Raw genomic sequence first — 14,900 nt, 5'->3', positions numbered from 1 at the left:
GCTCGGCGTGGGGTCGGGGGCAGCGTGCGAGGTGTACGAGGGGCTGCCCGTCCGGCGGCGCCGCCGGAGGGGGGGGGCGGCCGCTGGCCGGCGGCGCCATCGCCGGCGGCGCCGGGGCGCGGCCCGGCTGCGGCGGCGCCCCCGGCGGCAGCGGCGATGGCGGCGGCGTGGCGGGGGCTGGCGGCGTCATCGGCGCGACCGGGGCCGGCTGCGGCAGCGGCGCGGCGGGGGCCTGGGTGACCGGCGGCGCCGGGAGCCGGCCTTCCAGCGCCTGGCAGCGGATCAGGCAGGACTGCACGCTCTGCGGATTCTCCGCCCGGCGCGACATCTGCGCGCCGCACTGGCCGAGGCAGGCCTCGCTGTCCGGCCGCGGCTGGGCCGCTGCCGGATCCGTCATCCAGAGCAGCCCGGCCAGCACCAGGAAGAAACTCGTTCTCGGCGGTTTTCGCATCACGCTCCGGTCTCTCGCGTGGCGCAAGATGGACTGAAATCGAGGAATTCGTCCATCACACTGCCCGGCGCAGACCGTGCTATAGCCCTGACATGGCTCGCTCTTCCGCGCGCGGCGCCAGGGGCCCCGTGCTGTCGGCGCCGCTGCCGGCCGCCCCTGTCCCGACGTCTTCGCCGCAGGAAAGACCAAGGCGCCGGCGGCGCAGCCTGCTGGGCTGGCTGCTGCGCACAACCCTGCTGCTGACGATCTGGGGCGGCCTGGCCCTTGGCGCCGCCCTGATCTTCTTTACGTGGGACCTGCCCAGGCCCGAAGCAGCCCTGGCGACGACGCGGCGGCCTTCGGTGACGCTGGAAGCCAGCGACGGCCGGCTGCTGGCGACCTCGGGCGACCTCTATGGCGAGGCGGTGCGGCTGGCGGAGCTGCCGGCCTACCTGCCCGGCGCGCTGATGGCCGTCGAGGACCGCCGCTTCCGCAGCCACTTCGGGATTGACATCATCGGCCTGGCCCGCGCCGCGATCGCGAACTACCGCGCCGGCCGGGTGGTCCAGGGCGGCTCCACCCTGACGCAGCAGCTTGCCAAGAACCTGTTCCTGACGCCGGAGCGGAACATGCGCCGCAAGGTGCAGGAGGCGCTGCTGGCGCTGTGGCTGGAGCAGCGCTTCACGAAGGACCAACTGCTCGAGATTTATCTCAACCGGGTCTATCTCGGCGGCGGAGCTTATGGCGTGGACGCGGCGGCACGGCTCTATTTCGGCGTCCCGGCGGCGCGGGTGACGCTGTGGCAGGCGGCGATCCTGGCCGGGCTGCCCAAGGCGCCCTCGCGCTACAACCCGCGCGTCGCCCCCGACGCCGCCATCCATCGCGGCGCCGACGTGCTGGCCGCCATGGCCGATGCCGGGCTGATCACCGAGGCCCGCGCCACCGCCGAGGCCGAGCGCATGGCCCTGCCCCGCCGCCCCAGCGGCGATGCCGGCTGGTTCGCCGACTGGGCGCAGGACGACCTGGCCGAGGCCTATCCCGGCAGCGGCGACCTGCGGCTGCGCACCACCCTGGACCTGCGCCTGCAGGCGGCAGTGGAGGCGCGGATGGAGGCGCTGCTGGCCGGCCCGGGTGCCAGCGCCCATGTCGGCCAGGGCGCCGTCGTCGTGCTGGACGCGGCGGACGGCGCGGTGCGCGCCATGGTCGGCGGCCGCGCCTATCGCGCCAGCCCCTTCAACCGGGCGACCACCGCGCGGCGCCAGCCGGGCTCGGCCTTCAAGCCCTTCGTCTTCCTGGCCGCCCTCGAGCGCGGCATGACACCCGACGACACCGTCTCCGACGCGCCGCTGACGCTGGGGCGCTGGTCGCCGGGCAACGGGCACTGGGCGTCGCGCGGCGAGATCACGCTGGAGACGGCGCTGGCCCAGAGCGTCAACACCGCCGCCGTCCGGCTGCTGCAGCGCTCCGGCGGCGCCAGGGCGGCGGCGGCCGTCGCGCAGCGCCTGGGCGTGCAGGGGCGCTTCGCCGACAATGCCTCGCTGGCGCTGGGCACGGCGGAGGTGACGCTGCTCGACATGACCGCCGCCTATGCCGCCTTCGGCAATGGCGGCTTCCGCGTCACCCCCTATGGCGTGGCGCGGGCCGAATCCGCCGATCGGCTGCTGGCCGCCCCGCGCACCGCGCCGCAGCGCGCCATCGCCGCCGAGGCGGCGGCCGCCATGCGGCGCATGCTGGCCGCCGTGGTGCGCGGCGGCACCGGCCGGGCGGCCGCCATCTCCGGGCGCAGCGTCGCCGGCAAGACCGGCACGACGCAGGATTCCCGCGACGCCTGGTTCATCGGCCTGGCCGAACCCCTGGTCATCGGCATCTGGCTGGGCAATGACGATGGCAGCCCGATGGAGAATGTGAGCGGCGGCACCCTGCCGGCGCGGCTGTTCCACGACATCCTGGAGGAAATCCGCCCATGACCGACGCGCCTGCCCCCCCGGCCGGAGACCGCATGGCAGGCCTGGCCCGCCCGATGCAGCACGCGCTGAACAACCTGTTCATGGTGCTGCACGCCAATCTCGACTCGGTGCTGTCCGGCATGCCGGAAGGCGACAAGGTGACCATCCGGCTGCAGCGCGCCAGCACCGGCGCCCGCGACATGGAGCTGCTGCTGCGCGCCTATTTCCGCCTGGGCCGGCCGCAGGACCGCAATCCGGTGGATTCGGGCAAGTTCGTCGAGGCGGTGCGGCCGGTGCTGGCCCAGGCGGTGGGCAAGCTGCTGCCGCTGGAGGTGCGCTCGACCGCCGCCATCACGCCGCCGCGGCCGGAGCTGGACCTGGCGCTGCTGGACCTGGCCGTCGGCGCCAAGGCGCTGCCGCCGACCACCAAGCCGACCCTGGCGCTGGACGGGGCCGTGCTGATCGCCAACTGGGCCGCGCCGGAGGAGGCGGTGGCGAGCCTCGGCGCGCTCGGGCTGACGGTGGAGAGCGGCAAGGCGGAAACCCGCGTCACCCTGGGCTGAGATCCGCCAGCTGCAGCAGCGCGGCCGAGAGCGGCGTCGGCGCGCCGAGCTCCAGCAGCAGCCGCGCCGGGTCGCTGCCGGGCTGCGGCCCCAGCACGGTCAGGGCGCAGCCGGCCAGCGCCGCATGGGCGGCATAGTCGTGCATCTGCCTGAGATGCGCGGCGTCGCAGGCCCCGGAGCTCGCCGTCAGCAGCCGCAGCGCGGCCGGCGGCGGCGGCAGGCGCAGCGGCGATTGCTGCGGCGGCAGGCCATGCGGGGCGAGCTCGGCGGCCAGCAGCGCGGCCCCGGCCAGCGGCGCCGGCGGCAGGCCGAAGGCGGCAGGCCAGCCGCCGGCTGCCAGCAGCGCCGCGATCAGCCCGCCCCGGCCGGCGCCGAGCACGACGATGCGGGACGGGTCGCCGCCCAGGCTGGCCGCCTGGCCATGCAGCCAGGCCAGGCCCAGCCGCGCGTCGTGCAGCGCATGGCCGAGCCCGCTGCCGCCGGCCGGCCGGTGCTGCAGCACCGCCAGCGCGAAGCCGCGGGCGGTGAGATAGGGGGCGAGGCAGGCGAGGTCGGTGGCGCGCAGCCAGCCCCAGGCATCGCCGGGCACCGCCAGCAGCAGCGGCGCGCCTCCGGCTGCTGGGCTGGCCGGCGGCAGAAAGGTCAGGCGCTGCGCCGGGCCCGGGCCATAGGCCAGGCCTGGCCGGTGCGGCAGCATCGCCAGCGCATCACCCGCCCTCGCCCTGATCCGTGCGTCCATGGCTTTCGTGCCCCGGAAGCAGAACGGCCGGGGCAGCCCGGCGTTGCTAAAGGCCGATCAGGCCGCGGACATGCTCGGCATGGCGCGACAGCTCCGCGCCGCTGCCGGCCCAGACCGTGCGGCCCTTCTGCAGCACGTGGTGGCGGTCGGCGAGGCGGCCCAGCGCGGCCAGGTTCTTGTCGATCACCAGGATCGACTGGCCCTGGCGCTTCAGCAGGGCCAGCGTCGCCCAGATCTCGGCGCGGATGACCGGGGCCAGCCCCTCGGTCGCCTCGTCCAGGATCAGCAGGTGCGGGTTGGTCATCAGGGCGCGGCCGATGGCCAGCATCTGCTGCTCGCCGCCCGACAGGGTGCGGGCGGACTGCCCCGCGCGTTCCTTCAGCCGTGGGAACAGCGCGTAGATCCGTTCGAGGGTCCATGGCCTGGACAGGCCGGCGCGGTTGGCCGCGGTGGCGACGAGGTTCTCGCGCACGGACAATGTCGGAAAAACCTGCCGGCCCTCGGGGACCAGGCCGATGCCCTGGCGGGCGATGGCCTCGGGCGGCAGACCGGCGATGGGCTGGCCGCGAAAGGACAGGTCGCCGGCATCGGGGGGCGTCAGGCCCATGATGGCCTTCACCGTGGTGGTCTTGCCCATGCCGTTGCGGCCGAGCAGGGTGGCCACCTCACCTTCGCGCAGCGACAGCGCGACGTCGAAAAGCACCTGGCTCTGGCCGTATCCGGCCTGCAATCCCGCCACCTGCAGCATGTCTGTCCCCGTCGCCCGGGGGCATTCTCAGCGGCGGCGACGCTCCAGGCAAATCCGGAGGCCGTCGAGGGGTCAGCGGGCGCCGCGCATGTAGCGCTTCTCGGGGCGGTAGCTCTGGGTCAGCCAGGCCAGGATCGACTTCAGGGTCTGCTTGGACATGGGTCTCGCCTTTCCGTTGCGCCTCGATCCCCTCAGGGATCACGGGCTCGTGATGGCGGCTTTTTGGACCCAGATTCGCTAACAGCAGGTGAAGAAGGCTCGCGGACGCGTGAGCCTCATGTGGTTTTTTCTGTCGAATTGTCGTGGGATCCTGATCGGCGCCGACCAGGATCCGGACTGGCGTGTCCGAGCGGGCGATCGCGCCCTAGCCCTTCAGGATCGTGCCGTAGGCCAGTGCCTGCCGCACCTTGGCCAGATGCAGCCGGATCGAGGGCGGCAGCGCCGTCCACAGCGCCAGCTTCAGCAACAGCCATTTGGGAAAAGCCCAGCCGGAAACCGGGGCCAGCGCCTTGATGAGCGGAAAGATGCGGTGGCGCCGCACCGCCTCGGGGTGCAGCCGGTAGAGCAGGCGGTAATTCTCCACCGAGCGGTCCAGCCGGCCGAGCCAGCCGGCGTCGCTGTGGTACTCCATGTGGGTCACGCTGTTGTCGATGTGGCGCATGCGCGCCACCCGGCCGATGCGCAGCGCCCATTCGGTGTCTTCCCAGCCCCAGCCGCGGAAGCTCTCGTCGAAGGGCGTCGCCAGGAACAGTTCCCGCCCGACCTGGAAATTCGCCGAGAGAAAATTGCCTTCCGGGTCCTTGTTCCGCTCGGCCGCAGAAATCCATTCCCGCTTCTGGCTATGGGTGTGGAACAGCAGGGAATCCCGCGGCGGCGGGTCCAGGCGCTGCCCGGTGCGGCCGCCGCAGACCACCGCCTGCGGGTCGGCGGCCGCCTCCAGCGCACGGGCGACGAAGCCTTTCTGGTCCGGCAGCCCGTCGGCATCCAGAAAGAGAACCACCTGGCCGCGGGCGAGCCGGGCCAGGGTGTTGCGCGCCTCGGCCCTTCCCAGGTTGCGGGGGCTGGGCGCCAGGCCGGCGGCGAGGTCGCGCTCGGTCGCCAGGTTGAGCACGCCTTCCTGCCCGGTCAGCTTGGGGTTGCCGTCGATCAGCACCAGCAGCTCGACCGCGGCGGGGTCGGGCAGCGCCGCCATGTCGTCCAGCAGCTCGGCCGCCAGCGGGCGGATGTCGCGGTCATAGGTCGGCACCAGGATGGAGAGCCTCGGCGCCGGCCCGCTGCGGAAGGCGGGCGTGGTGTAGAGCGGCGGCAGATCGGCGGTGCTCATGACTGAAAAGAATCCTCAGCGGCGGCGCAGGACCAGCGCCCAGACCAGGGCCGCGGTCGCGATGGTGACCAGCAGGCGGGCGATGGCGGCGCCCTCGATCCCGGCGATCGGCAGGGCGACCCAGACCAGGCCGAAGGTCGCGGCCAGCGAGACGCCGACCATGGCCAGGCGCTGGGTCTGGCGGCCGATGGCGCTGAGCACGTCGGCGCCGACGATGTAGATGGCGAAGGCCGCCGGCAGCAGGCAGATCAGCCGCAGCAGCGCCGGCAGCTCCTCATAGGCGTCGCCGAAGATGAAGGGCAGCAGGCCGGAGCCGACCAGCACGCCCAGCGCCGCCACCAGGCCGATGCCGGCGCCGACCGGCAGCAGCTTGACGCCATAGGCGACGGCGGCGCGGCGGTCCTCGGCGGCCAGGCGGAACAGCCGGCCATAGAGGGCATAGCCCAGCGCGCGGATCGGCAGGTAGGAGATGCCGATGATGCGGAAGGCCGCGGCATAGAGGCCGGCCTGGGTGGCGCCGGCGAATTCAAGGACGATTGGCTTGTCCAGGTCGCCGACCGAGGCCTGCAGCGCGGCCTCCGCCCCGAAGGCCATGCCTTCCGACAATTGCCCGGGGATCCAGACGAAGCGCGGCCAGCCATGGTCGCGGATCACCATGCCGAGGCAGACGACGGCGCCGGCCAGCGAGGCGCCGGCATACCAGGCGGTCCATTCCGCCATGGACAGCGCGCCCGGCAGCAGCCCGGCGATGGCGATGGCCAGCAGCCGGGCGGCGCCGGTGATCACCGTCATGCTGGATTGCCGCGCCGCCTGGCCGGTGGCGACATAGACGGCGGTGCAGAGCGTTGCGACGCGCCCCAGCAGCAGGTCGGCGACCAGCACGGCGACGAGGGGCACGAAACCGATGCGGCCGATCTCGAGGAAGGGCAGCCCGGCCTCGAGCAGCAGCAGCATTGGCAGGCCGGTGGCCAGGATCAGCAGCAGGCTGAAGCCGAGCCAGCGGGGCAGCGCGGCGCGGTCGGCGGCGACGCCGCGGATCAGCAGCTGGTCGGCCCCCAGCCCGACGAAGGCCGCGACCGAGACGGTCACCGCCGTCAGGCTGGCGAAAAGGCCATAGCCGTCAGGGCCGAGAAAGCGCAGCGCCAGGATCAGCCAGCCGATCTGGGTCAGCAGCTGCAGGCCGAAGCCGCTGAACAGGATGCCGATGTCGAAGGCCAACGCCTTCTCCGGCAGCATGGCGAGGAGCGGCGCGAGGCGCGCGCGAAGGCCGGCCATACGTCAGGCCCCGATCTTCGACTGCAGCCGGTCGCAGAGCTGCGCCATGGTGGCCGCCGCCGCCTCATGCGTCAGGTTGTCCAGCGCGTATTGCCGGGCATTGGCGCCGAGGCGGGCGCGGGTGGCCTCGTCCTCCCACAGGGAGAGAATGGCGGCGCGAAGGGCAGCCGGGTCGGCCGGGGGCACCAGCACGCCGTTCTCGCCATCGACGACGTAGTCGGCCGAGCCGATGGAGCGGGTGGTGACGACGGGGCGGGCGAACATCATCGCCTCGATGAAGGTGACCTGGCCGGAGCCCGACCAGATATTGGCCACCGGCACCACGCTCAGCCGCGCCCGCTGCGCCAGCACATGGCATTCTTCCAGCGTCAGCCCGGCGCGGACCTCGACATTCGGCGGCCGGTCCAGCCCTTCGACGGCATGCGCGCCGGCCACGACCAGCAAGGGGATATCGAGGCCGCGCACCGCCTCGAACAGGCTGGCATAGTCGCGGTTGGCGCTGCCCATCGCCAGCAGGAAGGGCTTCTTTTCATCCTCCTCGACCGTGGGGTGCAGCACGTTGACGCTGAAGGGGACGAAGGTGAAGCGGTCCTCGGGCAGGCCGAAGCTCTTCGAATAGGTCGCGATCTCCTGGCGCGAATGCACCACGATGCAGTCGACCGCCTGCAGCCCGATGCGGGCCAAGCGCATCTTCAGCCCGCCATGGTCCTGGCCCATGTTGAAGCTCCAGGCCAGCACCGGCAGGCGCTTCAACCCGAAGGCCCGCTTCAGCAGCCCGGTCGCCGTCGCCAGCTGCGGGAAGACGGTCAGCGCGCCGACCTTGGGGTCACCTGCCAGACGCGCCGCGCGGATGCCGCGGAAGGCATGGCGGAAATAGTCGAGCCACTGCCCGGCCGAGGAGGCTTTGCGCGAGCGGTCATGGTCGTAGGGCGCGTGCAGGTCGAAGAAGCGATGCCGCGAGGCCGGGACGAAACGGGTGATCCAATGGTGGTCATAGCCGCCCCTGGAGGAACCCATCAGAATCCACTGCATGCCGCGTCTCCGGTCGGCGGGGTAGGAAAGGGCGCGATCAGAAGCGGGCAAGTCACCACGGCGTCTGGCGCGACAGGCTCCACCAGACCAGCTTGCCGGCGACATCGGCCAGCTTCAGGGAATGGCGGGCGGCGCTCGGATCGCCGCGCAGGCTGGCCCAGGCCAGTCGCCCGCCGGTCAGGACGCATTGCACCAGGGCGCGGGCGGTCAGGTTGGCGGCGGTGAGCAGGCGATGCGTTGAGTTCCGCATCAGCATGGTCCCGTAGATCTTGCCGTTGTGGAAGCCGCGCTTGCGCATATAGGCCAGCGTCGCGCGCCCCGGCGGCACCGGCTCGTGGGCCACCGCCTCGGCGCACCAGACGAAGCGCCGCCCGGCGGCGTCCAGCCGGCTGAAAAGATCAAAGTCCTCGCCGCCGCAGGTGCCGAGCTCGGGGTCGAAGGGCAGCGGGTCGGTCAAGGTCGTGGCGCGGCGGGCGGCGAGGTTGCCGGTCGCGATCCAGCGGCCGCTCTGGTTGCCGGTCAGGCGCAGCGGCGCGGTGGTGCCGGTCGGCCAGTTGACCAGGCGCTCATAGGCCTTGCCCTGCGGGTCCCAGTCCGGGATGCCGCCGGGGAAATCGGCCAGCACCGGGCCGAAGACCATGTCGGCGCCGGTCTGCTCGGCGGTGGTCAGCAGGGCGGCGACGCAGCCCGGCTCGAACCACTGGTCGTCATCGAGGAAGACGACATAGTCGGACCGGCTGGCGGCGACGCCGGTGTTGCGCGCCAGCGACACATTGGGCTGCGGCGCCGAGATGTAGCGCAGGGGCAGGCCGCCGGATTGCGCCGCCAGCGCCTCGACCGCCGCCCGCGCATTGGCGTCGCGCGAATTGTCGACCACCACGACGTCGCCGCTGAAGCCGGCGGGCAGGTCCTGCGACAGGGTCGAGACCAGCGCCTCGCGCAGCGGCCCGGGGCGGTTGTAGGTGCAGATGACGATGGTGACGCTGGGCATCGCGGGCCTGACGAAAGCGGAGGGTGCCCCCATGCATGCCGGTGCGGCGCGGTGCATGGAAGAGAAATTTTTCAACCGTTGCGTGACGGAATTGCCATCAGGGCCGCTTCACCTTGCGCATCATCCAGAGCAGCCGCGGCGCCTCCAGGATATAGCGGCGCCACAGCCGGCGCGGCTCGCTGGCCAGGCGGTGCAGCCATTCGATGTTCATCTGCTGCATCCATGCGGGCGCGCGCTTCTTCTCGCCGGTGACGAATTCCAGCGCGGCGCCGAGGCAGAGGCCGATGCCCGTGGCGCGGCCCGAGGCTGCGATCGCCGCCGCCAGCTCCTCCTGCCGCGGCGAGCCGACGCAGAGGAAGACATAGGGCGCCGGATGCGCGGCCACGAAGTCGACGCAGCGGGCGACCTCCACCGGGTCGCGGATGAAGCCCATCGGCGGGTTGTGATGCGCCAAATGACGCAGGCCGAAACGGGCGCGCAAATCGGCGGCCACCGCCTCCGAGCCGCCGATGACGGTGACCGGCGTCTCGGCGCGGATGGCGCGGGCGAAGAGCTGCACGGCCAGGTCGGACCCCGCGGCCAGCTTCAGCCGGATGCCGCGCCGGGCCGCCAGCGCCCGCAGCACCCGGCTGTCGCAGACCGACAGCCAGGCAGCGTCGTAGATCCGCCTCAGCTCAGGCCCGCTGCGCTCCAGCCGCAGGAAGTGATCGGCATTGGGCGTCACGACATAGGCGAAGGGCGCGGCCGGGTCGCGCGCCTGCAGCCGGGCCAGCGTCTCCTCCAGGTCGAGGTCGTCGAAGCGGGTGGAGAGCAGCCGCTGGCTGGCGGGGGCAGGGTCGGCAGGCATGCGGTCGGGCTTCCCAGGATCGGCGATGACAAAGCCGGAGAGGTGTTGCCAATGGGCTACCACTTCAGCCGGCCTTCATCCTAAAATGCAAATGTCGTGCAAAGGCACGGCCGGCATAGCGGGAGCTTGCGTGGACGCCGCCTATCCATCCGCCTTTCCGGGAAAGCCCGAAGCCGTGCCGATGCCGCCGCCCGCCTGCCTGACCGTGCCTGCCAGCTTCCTCCCCGGGGGCCGGGCTTGAGCGCGTCGGCTTCCCCGGCGGCGCTGCCGCCGCCGCTCCGCGACGAGGCCGGCGGGCTGGTCACCACCACCGCCGATCCCTATGGCGCGCCGCCGGTCGGCGGCTTCCACCTGTCCGACGTGCTGATCACCCTGCGGCTGCGCTGGATGCCGCTGCTGGCCGCCTTCCTGGTGCCGGCCGCGCTCGGCATCGGCGCCGGCATGATGGCCGGGTCGCGCTACGTCGCCGAAAGCGTGCTGCTGGTGCAGGTCAGCCGCGAGAGCACCGGCGCCCAGGACCTGACCGGCTTCGGCCAGTCCGTCGTCTCGATCGAGATCCTCAAGGTCTCCCGCTCAGAAATGGAGATCCTGCGCTCGGCCGAGGTGCTGCGCGCGGCGCTGCGCGCCGCCGGGCCCGACCGGCTGTTCCCCGGCATCCCGCAGGTCGGCGGCGCCAACCTGGAGCGTGGCGTCGAGGCGCTGGGCCGCGCGCTGAAGACCGAGCCGGACACCACCAGCAACATCCTGCGCGTCAGCCTGACCATGCCGTCGCGGGAGGCGGCGCTGCGCGGGCTGTCGGCCATCCTCGACGCCTATATGGCGCGCCGCGCCGCCATCTTCACCGATGAGAGCTCGCGCCTGCTGATGACCGAGGTGGAGCGCTACGGCACGCGCATCCGCGGCATCGAGGAGCAGATCCGCCAGGTGCGCACGCAATACGGCGTGCTCGACATCGCCCAGGAGATCGCGCTGACCTCGACCCGGCGCGACGACCTGCTGCAGCGCGAGAACCGCACGCGCGAGCAGCAGGCGATGACCCAGGCGCAGCTGGCGGCGGCCGAATCGGCGCTGGCCGCGCAGCCGCGCCGCGTCTACGCCTCCTCGGAGGCCACCAACCTGGTGCCCAACGACGAGAGCCGCAACACGCTGACCCGGCTGCTGCAGGACCGCCAGCACATGGCGGCGCAGTATGCCCCCGACTATCCGGGGCTGCGCGACCTGGACCAGCGCATCGAATCGCTGCGCACGGCGATCCGCGAGAGCGCCCGCAACACCTATTCCACCACCCGCGAGATGCGGAACCCCAATCTCGAGCTGCTGAGCTCGCGCGTGGTGACGCTGAAGCTCGAGCAGGAATCGCTGGAGCGGCAGCTGGCCGAGCTGGCCCGCCAGCGCGGGGAGGCGGAGGCGCGCGGCGAGGCGCTGCTCGGCGCCGACCGGCAATTGCGCGACCTGACGCGCGAGCGCGACGGGCTGGAAGCGATCTCGCGCCAGCTGACCGCGCGCGAGGCCGGCACCCGCATCGACGAGGAGGCGCGCCGCGCCAGCCGCCCCGGCATCCAGGTGGTGCAGCCGCCCGCCGCCCCGCTGGAGGGGCGCAGCCTGAAGCTGGTGCTGATGGCCGGCGGCATCGCCTTCGGCCTGGCCGCCGCCGGCGCGCTGGGCCTGCTGCTGGCGCTGACCCGCCGCATCTACGCGACGCCGGAGGAGGCGGAGCGCGGCCTGCGGCTGCCGGCGCTGGCGGCGCTGGGCAACCTGGCGCCCAGCCTGCGCGACCTGCGCCCGGTCTCCGGCGTCGAGGACCTGGTCTCGCTGATCTGCGACACCCGCATCAACGGCCGCCGGCCGCAGCTGGTGCAGCTGGTCGCCACCGGCCCGAATGACGGCCGCGACGAGCTCGGCCGCGCTTTGGTGCTGGCCATGGCGCGGCGCAGCCCGGCCGCCGACATCGCGCTGATCGACCTGCAGAGCGACGGGCGCGGCCATCTCTCGGCGCTGGGCTCGCAGCCGCTCGACGTCGAGCGCATCCCCGGCCATGTCATGGTCTTCTCGACCGTGGTGGAGAATCTCTGGGTCTCGCACCAGGCGATGCAGTCCGACCTGTCCAATCCGCGCGCCACGCGGGAGGAGACCGAGACCCTGCTGGGCCGGCTGCGCGAGGCCTTCGCCCTGGTCGTCGTCATCGGTCCCGACCGGTCAGACAACTACGCCATGCGCCGGCTGGCCGCGATGGTCGACGCCAATGTCATGGTGGTGCGCGGCGAGCGCACCCGCGGTGACCAGGCGCGGGCGGTGCGCGACTGGGTGCTGGGCTCGGGCGGCGCGCTGCTCGGCTTCGCCTATACCGGCTACCGCCGCATCCTGCCCGGCTTTGTCACCCGCTTCCTCTAGGACATCCCCGCCCCATGCGCCTGCCCCGCCGCCCCGCCCTTCTGCTGCTGCCCGGCCTGCTGCTGGCCGCCTGCACCGGCTCGGCGCTGGATCCGGTGGAGAACCAGGCGCAGGGCTTCGCCCCCTGGACGGAGGTCGCGCCGGAATACCGCATCGCCCCCGGCGACCGGCTGCGCGTGCAGTTCCTGATGACGCCGGAGATGAACGAGACGGCGCTGGTCGCCCCCGATGGCCAGGTGGCGCTACGCGCCGCCGGCCGGGTCAATGTCGCCGGCCAGGCGATCGGCGCCGCCGAGGCCGCCATCACCGAGGCCAGCCGCCGCGTGCTGACCCAGCCGATCGTCACCATCGGGCTGGAGGAGGCCGGCGGCTCCACCGTGCTGGTCGGCGGCGCGGTGCGCACCGCCGGCGCCTATCCCCTGCCCGGCCGCCGCGGCGTGCTGGAGGCGGTGCTGCAGGCCGGCGGCTTCGACACCGATGCCCGCATGAACCAGGTGGTGCTGATCCGCCGCGGCCCGGCCGACCGGCCGATGCTGCGCACCATCGACCTGCAGAGCTTCGTCGAAGGGCGCGGCGTGCCGAACGACGTGCCGCTTTACCCAGGCGATATCGTTTTCGTGCCGCGCAGCCGGATCGGCGAGGTCAATCTGTGGATCGACCAGTATGTCAACCGTTTGATACCGTTCAGCCGTTCCTTCAGCTATTCCATCAACCGTGGCGGAACGGTCTATTGAAAGTTACGGATCGCCTTATATGAGGCGTAATCGGTGCCGAGCCTGAACCGGGCCGTCTGCTGACGACCCTCCAGCCGGGGAGCCGTCCGTTCTGCGGCGCGACACGCCAGCCGCCAGCCCCTGCCGGGCGGGGAGACACCCCTGCGCCCGGCGGACCCCTCCGATGACAGGCCACCTGTCGTCACTGGAACAATCCGGCGGGCCAAGCCTGCCAAGCGCCTGGTGCCAAGCCCCGTGACGCCTCCCTCCGATACCGGTTCCTCCCGCAGCAGCCTCGGCGCCCTTGGCCAGTCGCTTTCGGTCGTGCGCTGGACCCACGGGCTGATCAACCGACTGGTCAAGGGCAGCGACGTCGTGCTGCTGCTGCTGGCGGCGCTGATCACCGCCCCCGGCTCGCCGCTCGCCTGGCAGCAGTCGACGGTGATCGCGGCGGCGCAGATCTGGGCCTATCTGTCGGTGATGACGCGGATCTCCGCCTACCGGGTGGAGCATTACAGCGGCTTCTGGGGCCAGCTCGGCCATGTGCTGACCGGCCTCGCCGTCGCCTGGCTGGTCGGCCTCGTCGCGCTGCAGGCCTGCCTGCCCGGCACCCTGCCGCTGACCGAGGGCTGGTTCCTGCAATGGCACGGGCTGCAGCTGCTGTTCCTGCTGGCCGGCCGCCAGCTGCAGCGCCTGATGGTCTATATCGTCGACCGCCGCCGGCTGCTGCTGCGCAAGGTGGTGGTCATCGGCGCCAATGCCACCGGCGCCCAGGTGCTGGCCGAGCTGCGCGGCCCCGACAAGGCGGCCAGCTACGAGGTGATCGGCCTCTTCGCCGACGCCTCCGACAGCCACGATGGCGCGGCGCCGGCCGAGATCGCCGGCATGCCGGTGCGCGGCGGGCTGGAGGCGCTGGCCGGCTTCGCCCAGGACCACACCATCGACCTGATCGTCCTGGCGCTGCCCTGGAACCGCGCCCAGGCGCTGTTCGAGCTGATGCACCGCGTCGAATGGATCGCCGCCGACGTGGTCATCCCCTTCGACCCCGAGGCGGTGCCGCCCAACTATGCCGGCATTTCCTCGATCGGCCGGATGCGCGGGCTGCAGGTCATGGTGCGCCCCTTCAAGGGCACCCAGGGCGTGGTCAAGGTGATCGAGGACTATGTGGTGGCGGGCCTCGCCCTGTTGCTGGTCAGCCCGATCATGCTGGCCGCCGCCCTCGCCATCCGCCTGGACAGCCCCGGCCCCATCATGTTCAAGCAGTGGCGCCCGGGCATGGGGCAGAAGCCCTTCGCCATCTACAAGTTCCGCACCATGCTGACCGATCTGAGCGACGACGGCTCGGTCGGCACGCAGAGCCGCAAGGACCCGCGCATCACCCGGGTCGGCGGCATCCTGCGGCGCCTGTCCATCGACGAGCTGCCGCAGCTGCTGAACGTGCTGCGCGGCGAGATGTCAATCGTCGGCCCCCGCCCCTATGTCGCCAACATGCTGGTGGGCGAGGAGCGCTTCTCCGAGATGGTCCGGCAATACGCCGCGCGGCACCGCATCAAGCCCGGCCTGACCGGCTGGGCCCAGGCGAACGGCATGCGCAGCTATGCCCTCCGCTCGCCGGAGAACGCCCGCAAGTCCATCGAGATGGACCTCTACTACATCACCCACTGGTCGCTCTGGCTCGACATCCGCATCATGGTGCGCACCGTGGTGGTCGGGCTGGCCGGCAAGAACGTCTTCTGACGGAAGCGGGGGGCGCCGCGATGCCGGGCTCCGCGCGCCCCGCCCCCAGCTGGCCGCCGGTGGTCTTCCGCCGCGCGGTGCCGCTGCCCGCGCCGCGCCTGCCCACGCCCCGCCTGCCCGTCGCCGCCCCGAGCGTCGAGGCCGCGACGGCAGCGTTCCGTGCT

General features: G+C 72.4%; 13 protein-coding genes. 5 read left to right on the top strand and 8 right to left on the bottom strand.

Annotated elements, in window-relative coordinates; genetic code table 11:
- A partial coding sequence (locus tag BKE38_RS16705; RefSeq protein WP_207553589.1) for a hypothetical protein occupies positions 1 to 451 on the bottom strand: 451 nt, incomplete at its 3' end.
- A gap of 92 nt (positions 452 to 543) precedes the next feature.
- On the opposite strand from BKE38_RS16705, the gene BKE38_RS16700 reads away from it, so the two are divergent.
- Together BKE38_RS16700 and BKE38_RS16695 are read left to right on the top strand one after the other, a co-directional pair.
- Positions 544 to 2,397 (top strand): transglycosylase domain-containing protein, encoded by a 1,854-nt coding sequence (locus BKE38_RS16700; RefSeq protein WP_083747607.1) that lies wholly within the window; start codon positions 544 to 546, stop codon positions 2,395 to 2,397.
- Positions 2,394 to 2,939: a hypothetical protein gene (locus BKE38_RS16695; protein ID WP_076958412.1), complete on the top strand. Its 546-nt coding sequence runs from the start codon at positions 2,394 to 2,396 to the stop codon at positions 2,937 to 2,939. Before BKE38_RS16700 ends, BKE38_RS16695 begins: the two co-directional genes overlap by 4 nt.
- Here the strand turns inward: BKE38_RS16695 and BKE38_RS16690 are convergent.
- The 7 genes from BKE38_RS16690 to BKE38_RS16660 form a co-directional block, all read right to left on the bottom strand.
- The gene (locus tag BKE38_RS16690; protein ID WP_131829626.1) at positions 2,926 to 3,678 is read right to left on the bottom strand and encodes an alpha/beta hydrolase; all 753 of its coding nucleotides are present in this window, start codon (positions 3,676 to 3,678) and stop codon (positions 2,926 to 2,928) included. The two genes, BKE38_RS16695 and BKE38_RS16690, sit on opposite strands and share 14 nt — an antisense overlap.
- A gap of 46 nt (positions 3,679 to 3,724) precedes the next feature.
- Positions 3,725 to 4,426, bottom strand: coding sequence for an ABC transporter ATP-binding protein (locus tag BKE38_RS16685; RefSeq protein WP_076958410.1), 702 nt, complete (start codon positions 4,424 to 4,426; stop codon positions 3,725 to 3,727).
- A gap of 364 nt (positions 4,427 to 4,790) precedes the next feature.
- On the bottom strand, positions 4,791 to 5,750 hold the full coding sequence (locus tag BKE38_RS16680) for a glycosyltransferase family 2 protein (protein ID WP_076958409.1): 960 nt from the start codon (positions 5,748 to 5,750) through the stop codon (positions 4,791 to 4,793).
- Positions 5,751 to 5,765: 15 nt separating this feature from the next.
- Positions 5,766 to 7,025 carry an MATE family efflux transporter gene (locus BKE38_RS16675; RefSeq protein WP_076958408.1) on the bottom strand — a complete coding sequence of 420 codons (1,260 nt, stop codon included), beginning with the start codon at positions 7,023 to 7,025 and terminating at the stop codon, positions 5,766 to 5,768.
- Between the two features lie 3 nt (positions 7,026 to 7,028).
- Positions 7,029 to 8,057, bottom strand: coding sequence for a glycosyltransferase family 4 protein (locus BKE38_RS16670; RefSeq protein WP_076958407.1), 1,029 nt, complete (start codon positions 8,055 to 8,057; stop codon positions 7,029 to 7,031).
- Between the two features lie 52 nt (positions 8,058 to 8,109).
- Complete coding sequence (locus tag BKE38_RS16665; protein ID WP_076958406.1) at positions 8,110 to 9,048, bottom strand: glycosyltransferase family 2 protein; 939 nt, start codon at positions 9,046 to 9,048, stop codon at positions 8,110 to 8,112.
- 97 nt (positions 9,049 to 9,145) lie between these two features.
- Positions 9,146 to 9,895: a WecB/TagA/CpsF family glycosyltransferase gene (locus BKE38_RS16660; RefSeq protein ID WP_076958405.1), complete on the bottom strand. Its 750-nt coding sequence runs from the start codon at positions 9,893 to 9,895 to the stop codon at positions 9,146 to 9,148.
- A 237-nt stretch (positions 9,896 to 10,132) separates the two neighbouring features.
- Here BKE38_RS16660 and BKE38_RS16655 point away from each other — a divergent pair, with 237 nt between their 5' ends.
- From BKE38_RS16655 to BKE38_RS16645, 3 genes are all read left to right on the top strand, one after another.
- Complete coding sequence (locus tag BKE38_RS16655) at positions 10,133 to 12,286, top strand: GumC family protein (protein ID WP_076958404.1); 2,154 nt, start codon at positions 10,133 to 10,135, stop codon at positions 12,284 to 12,286.
- A gap of 14 nt (positions 12,287 to 12,300) precedes the next feature.
- Positions 12,301 to 13,020, top strand: a complete 720-nt coding sequence (locus BKE38_RS16650) for a polysaccharide biosynthesis/export family protein (RefSeq protein ID WP_076958403.1) — start codon at positions 12,301 to 12,303, stop codon at positions 13,018 to 13,020.
- Positions 13,021 to 13,254: 234 nt separating this feature from the next.
- Positions 13,255 to 14,736 carry an exopolysaccharide biosynthesis polyprenyl glycosylphosphotransferase gene (locus BKE38_RS16645; protein WP_242662402.1) on the top strand — a complete coding sequence of 494 codons (1,482 nt, stop codon included), beginning with the start codon at positions 13,255 to 13,257 and terminating at the stop codon, positions 14,734 to 14,736.
- Positions 14,737 to 14,900 lie beyond the last annotated feature (164 nt).

This window comes from Teichococcus deserti (assembly GCF_001982615.1).
GTDB classification, from domain to species: Bacteria; Pseudomonadota; Alphaproteobacteria; order Acetobacterales; family Acetobacteraceae; genus Pseudoroseomonas; species Pseudoroseomonas deserti.
The sequence above is the reverse complement of the archived record's forward strand: the minus strand, read 5'-3'. Positions and strand labels throughout refer to the sequence as shown.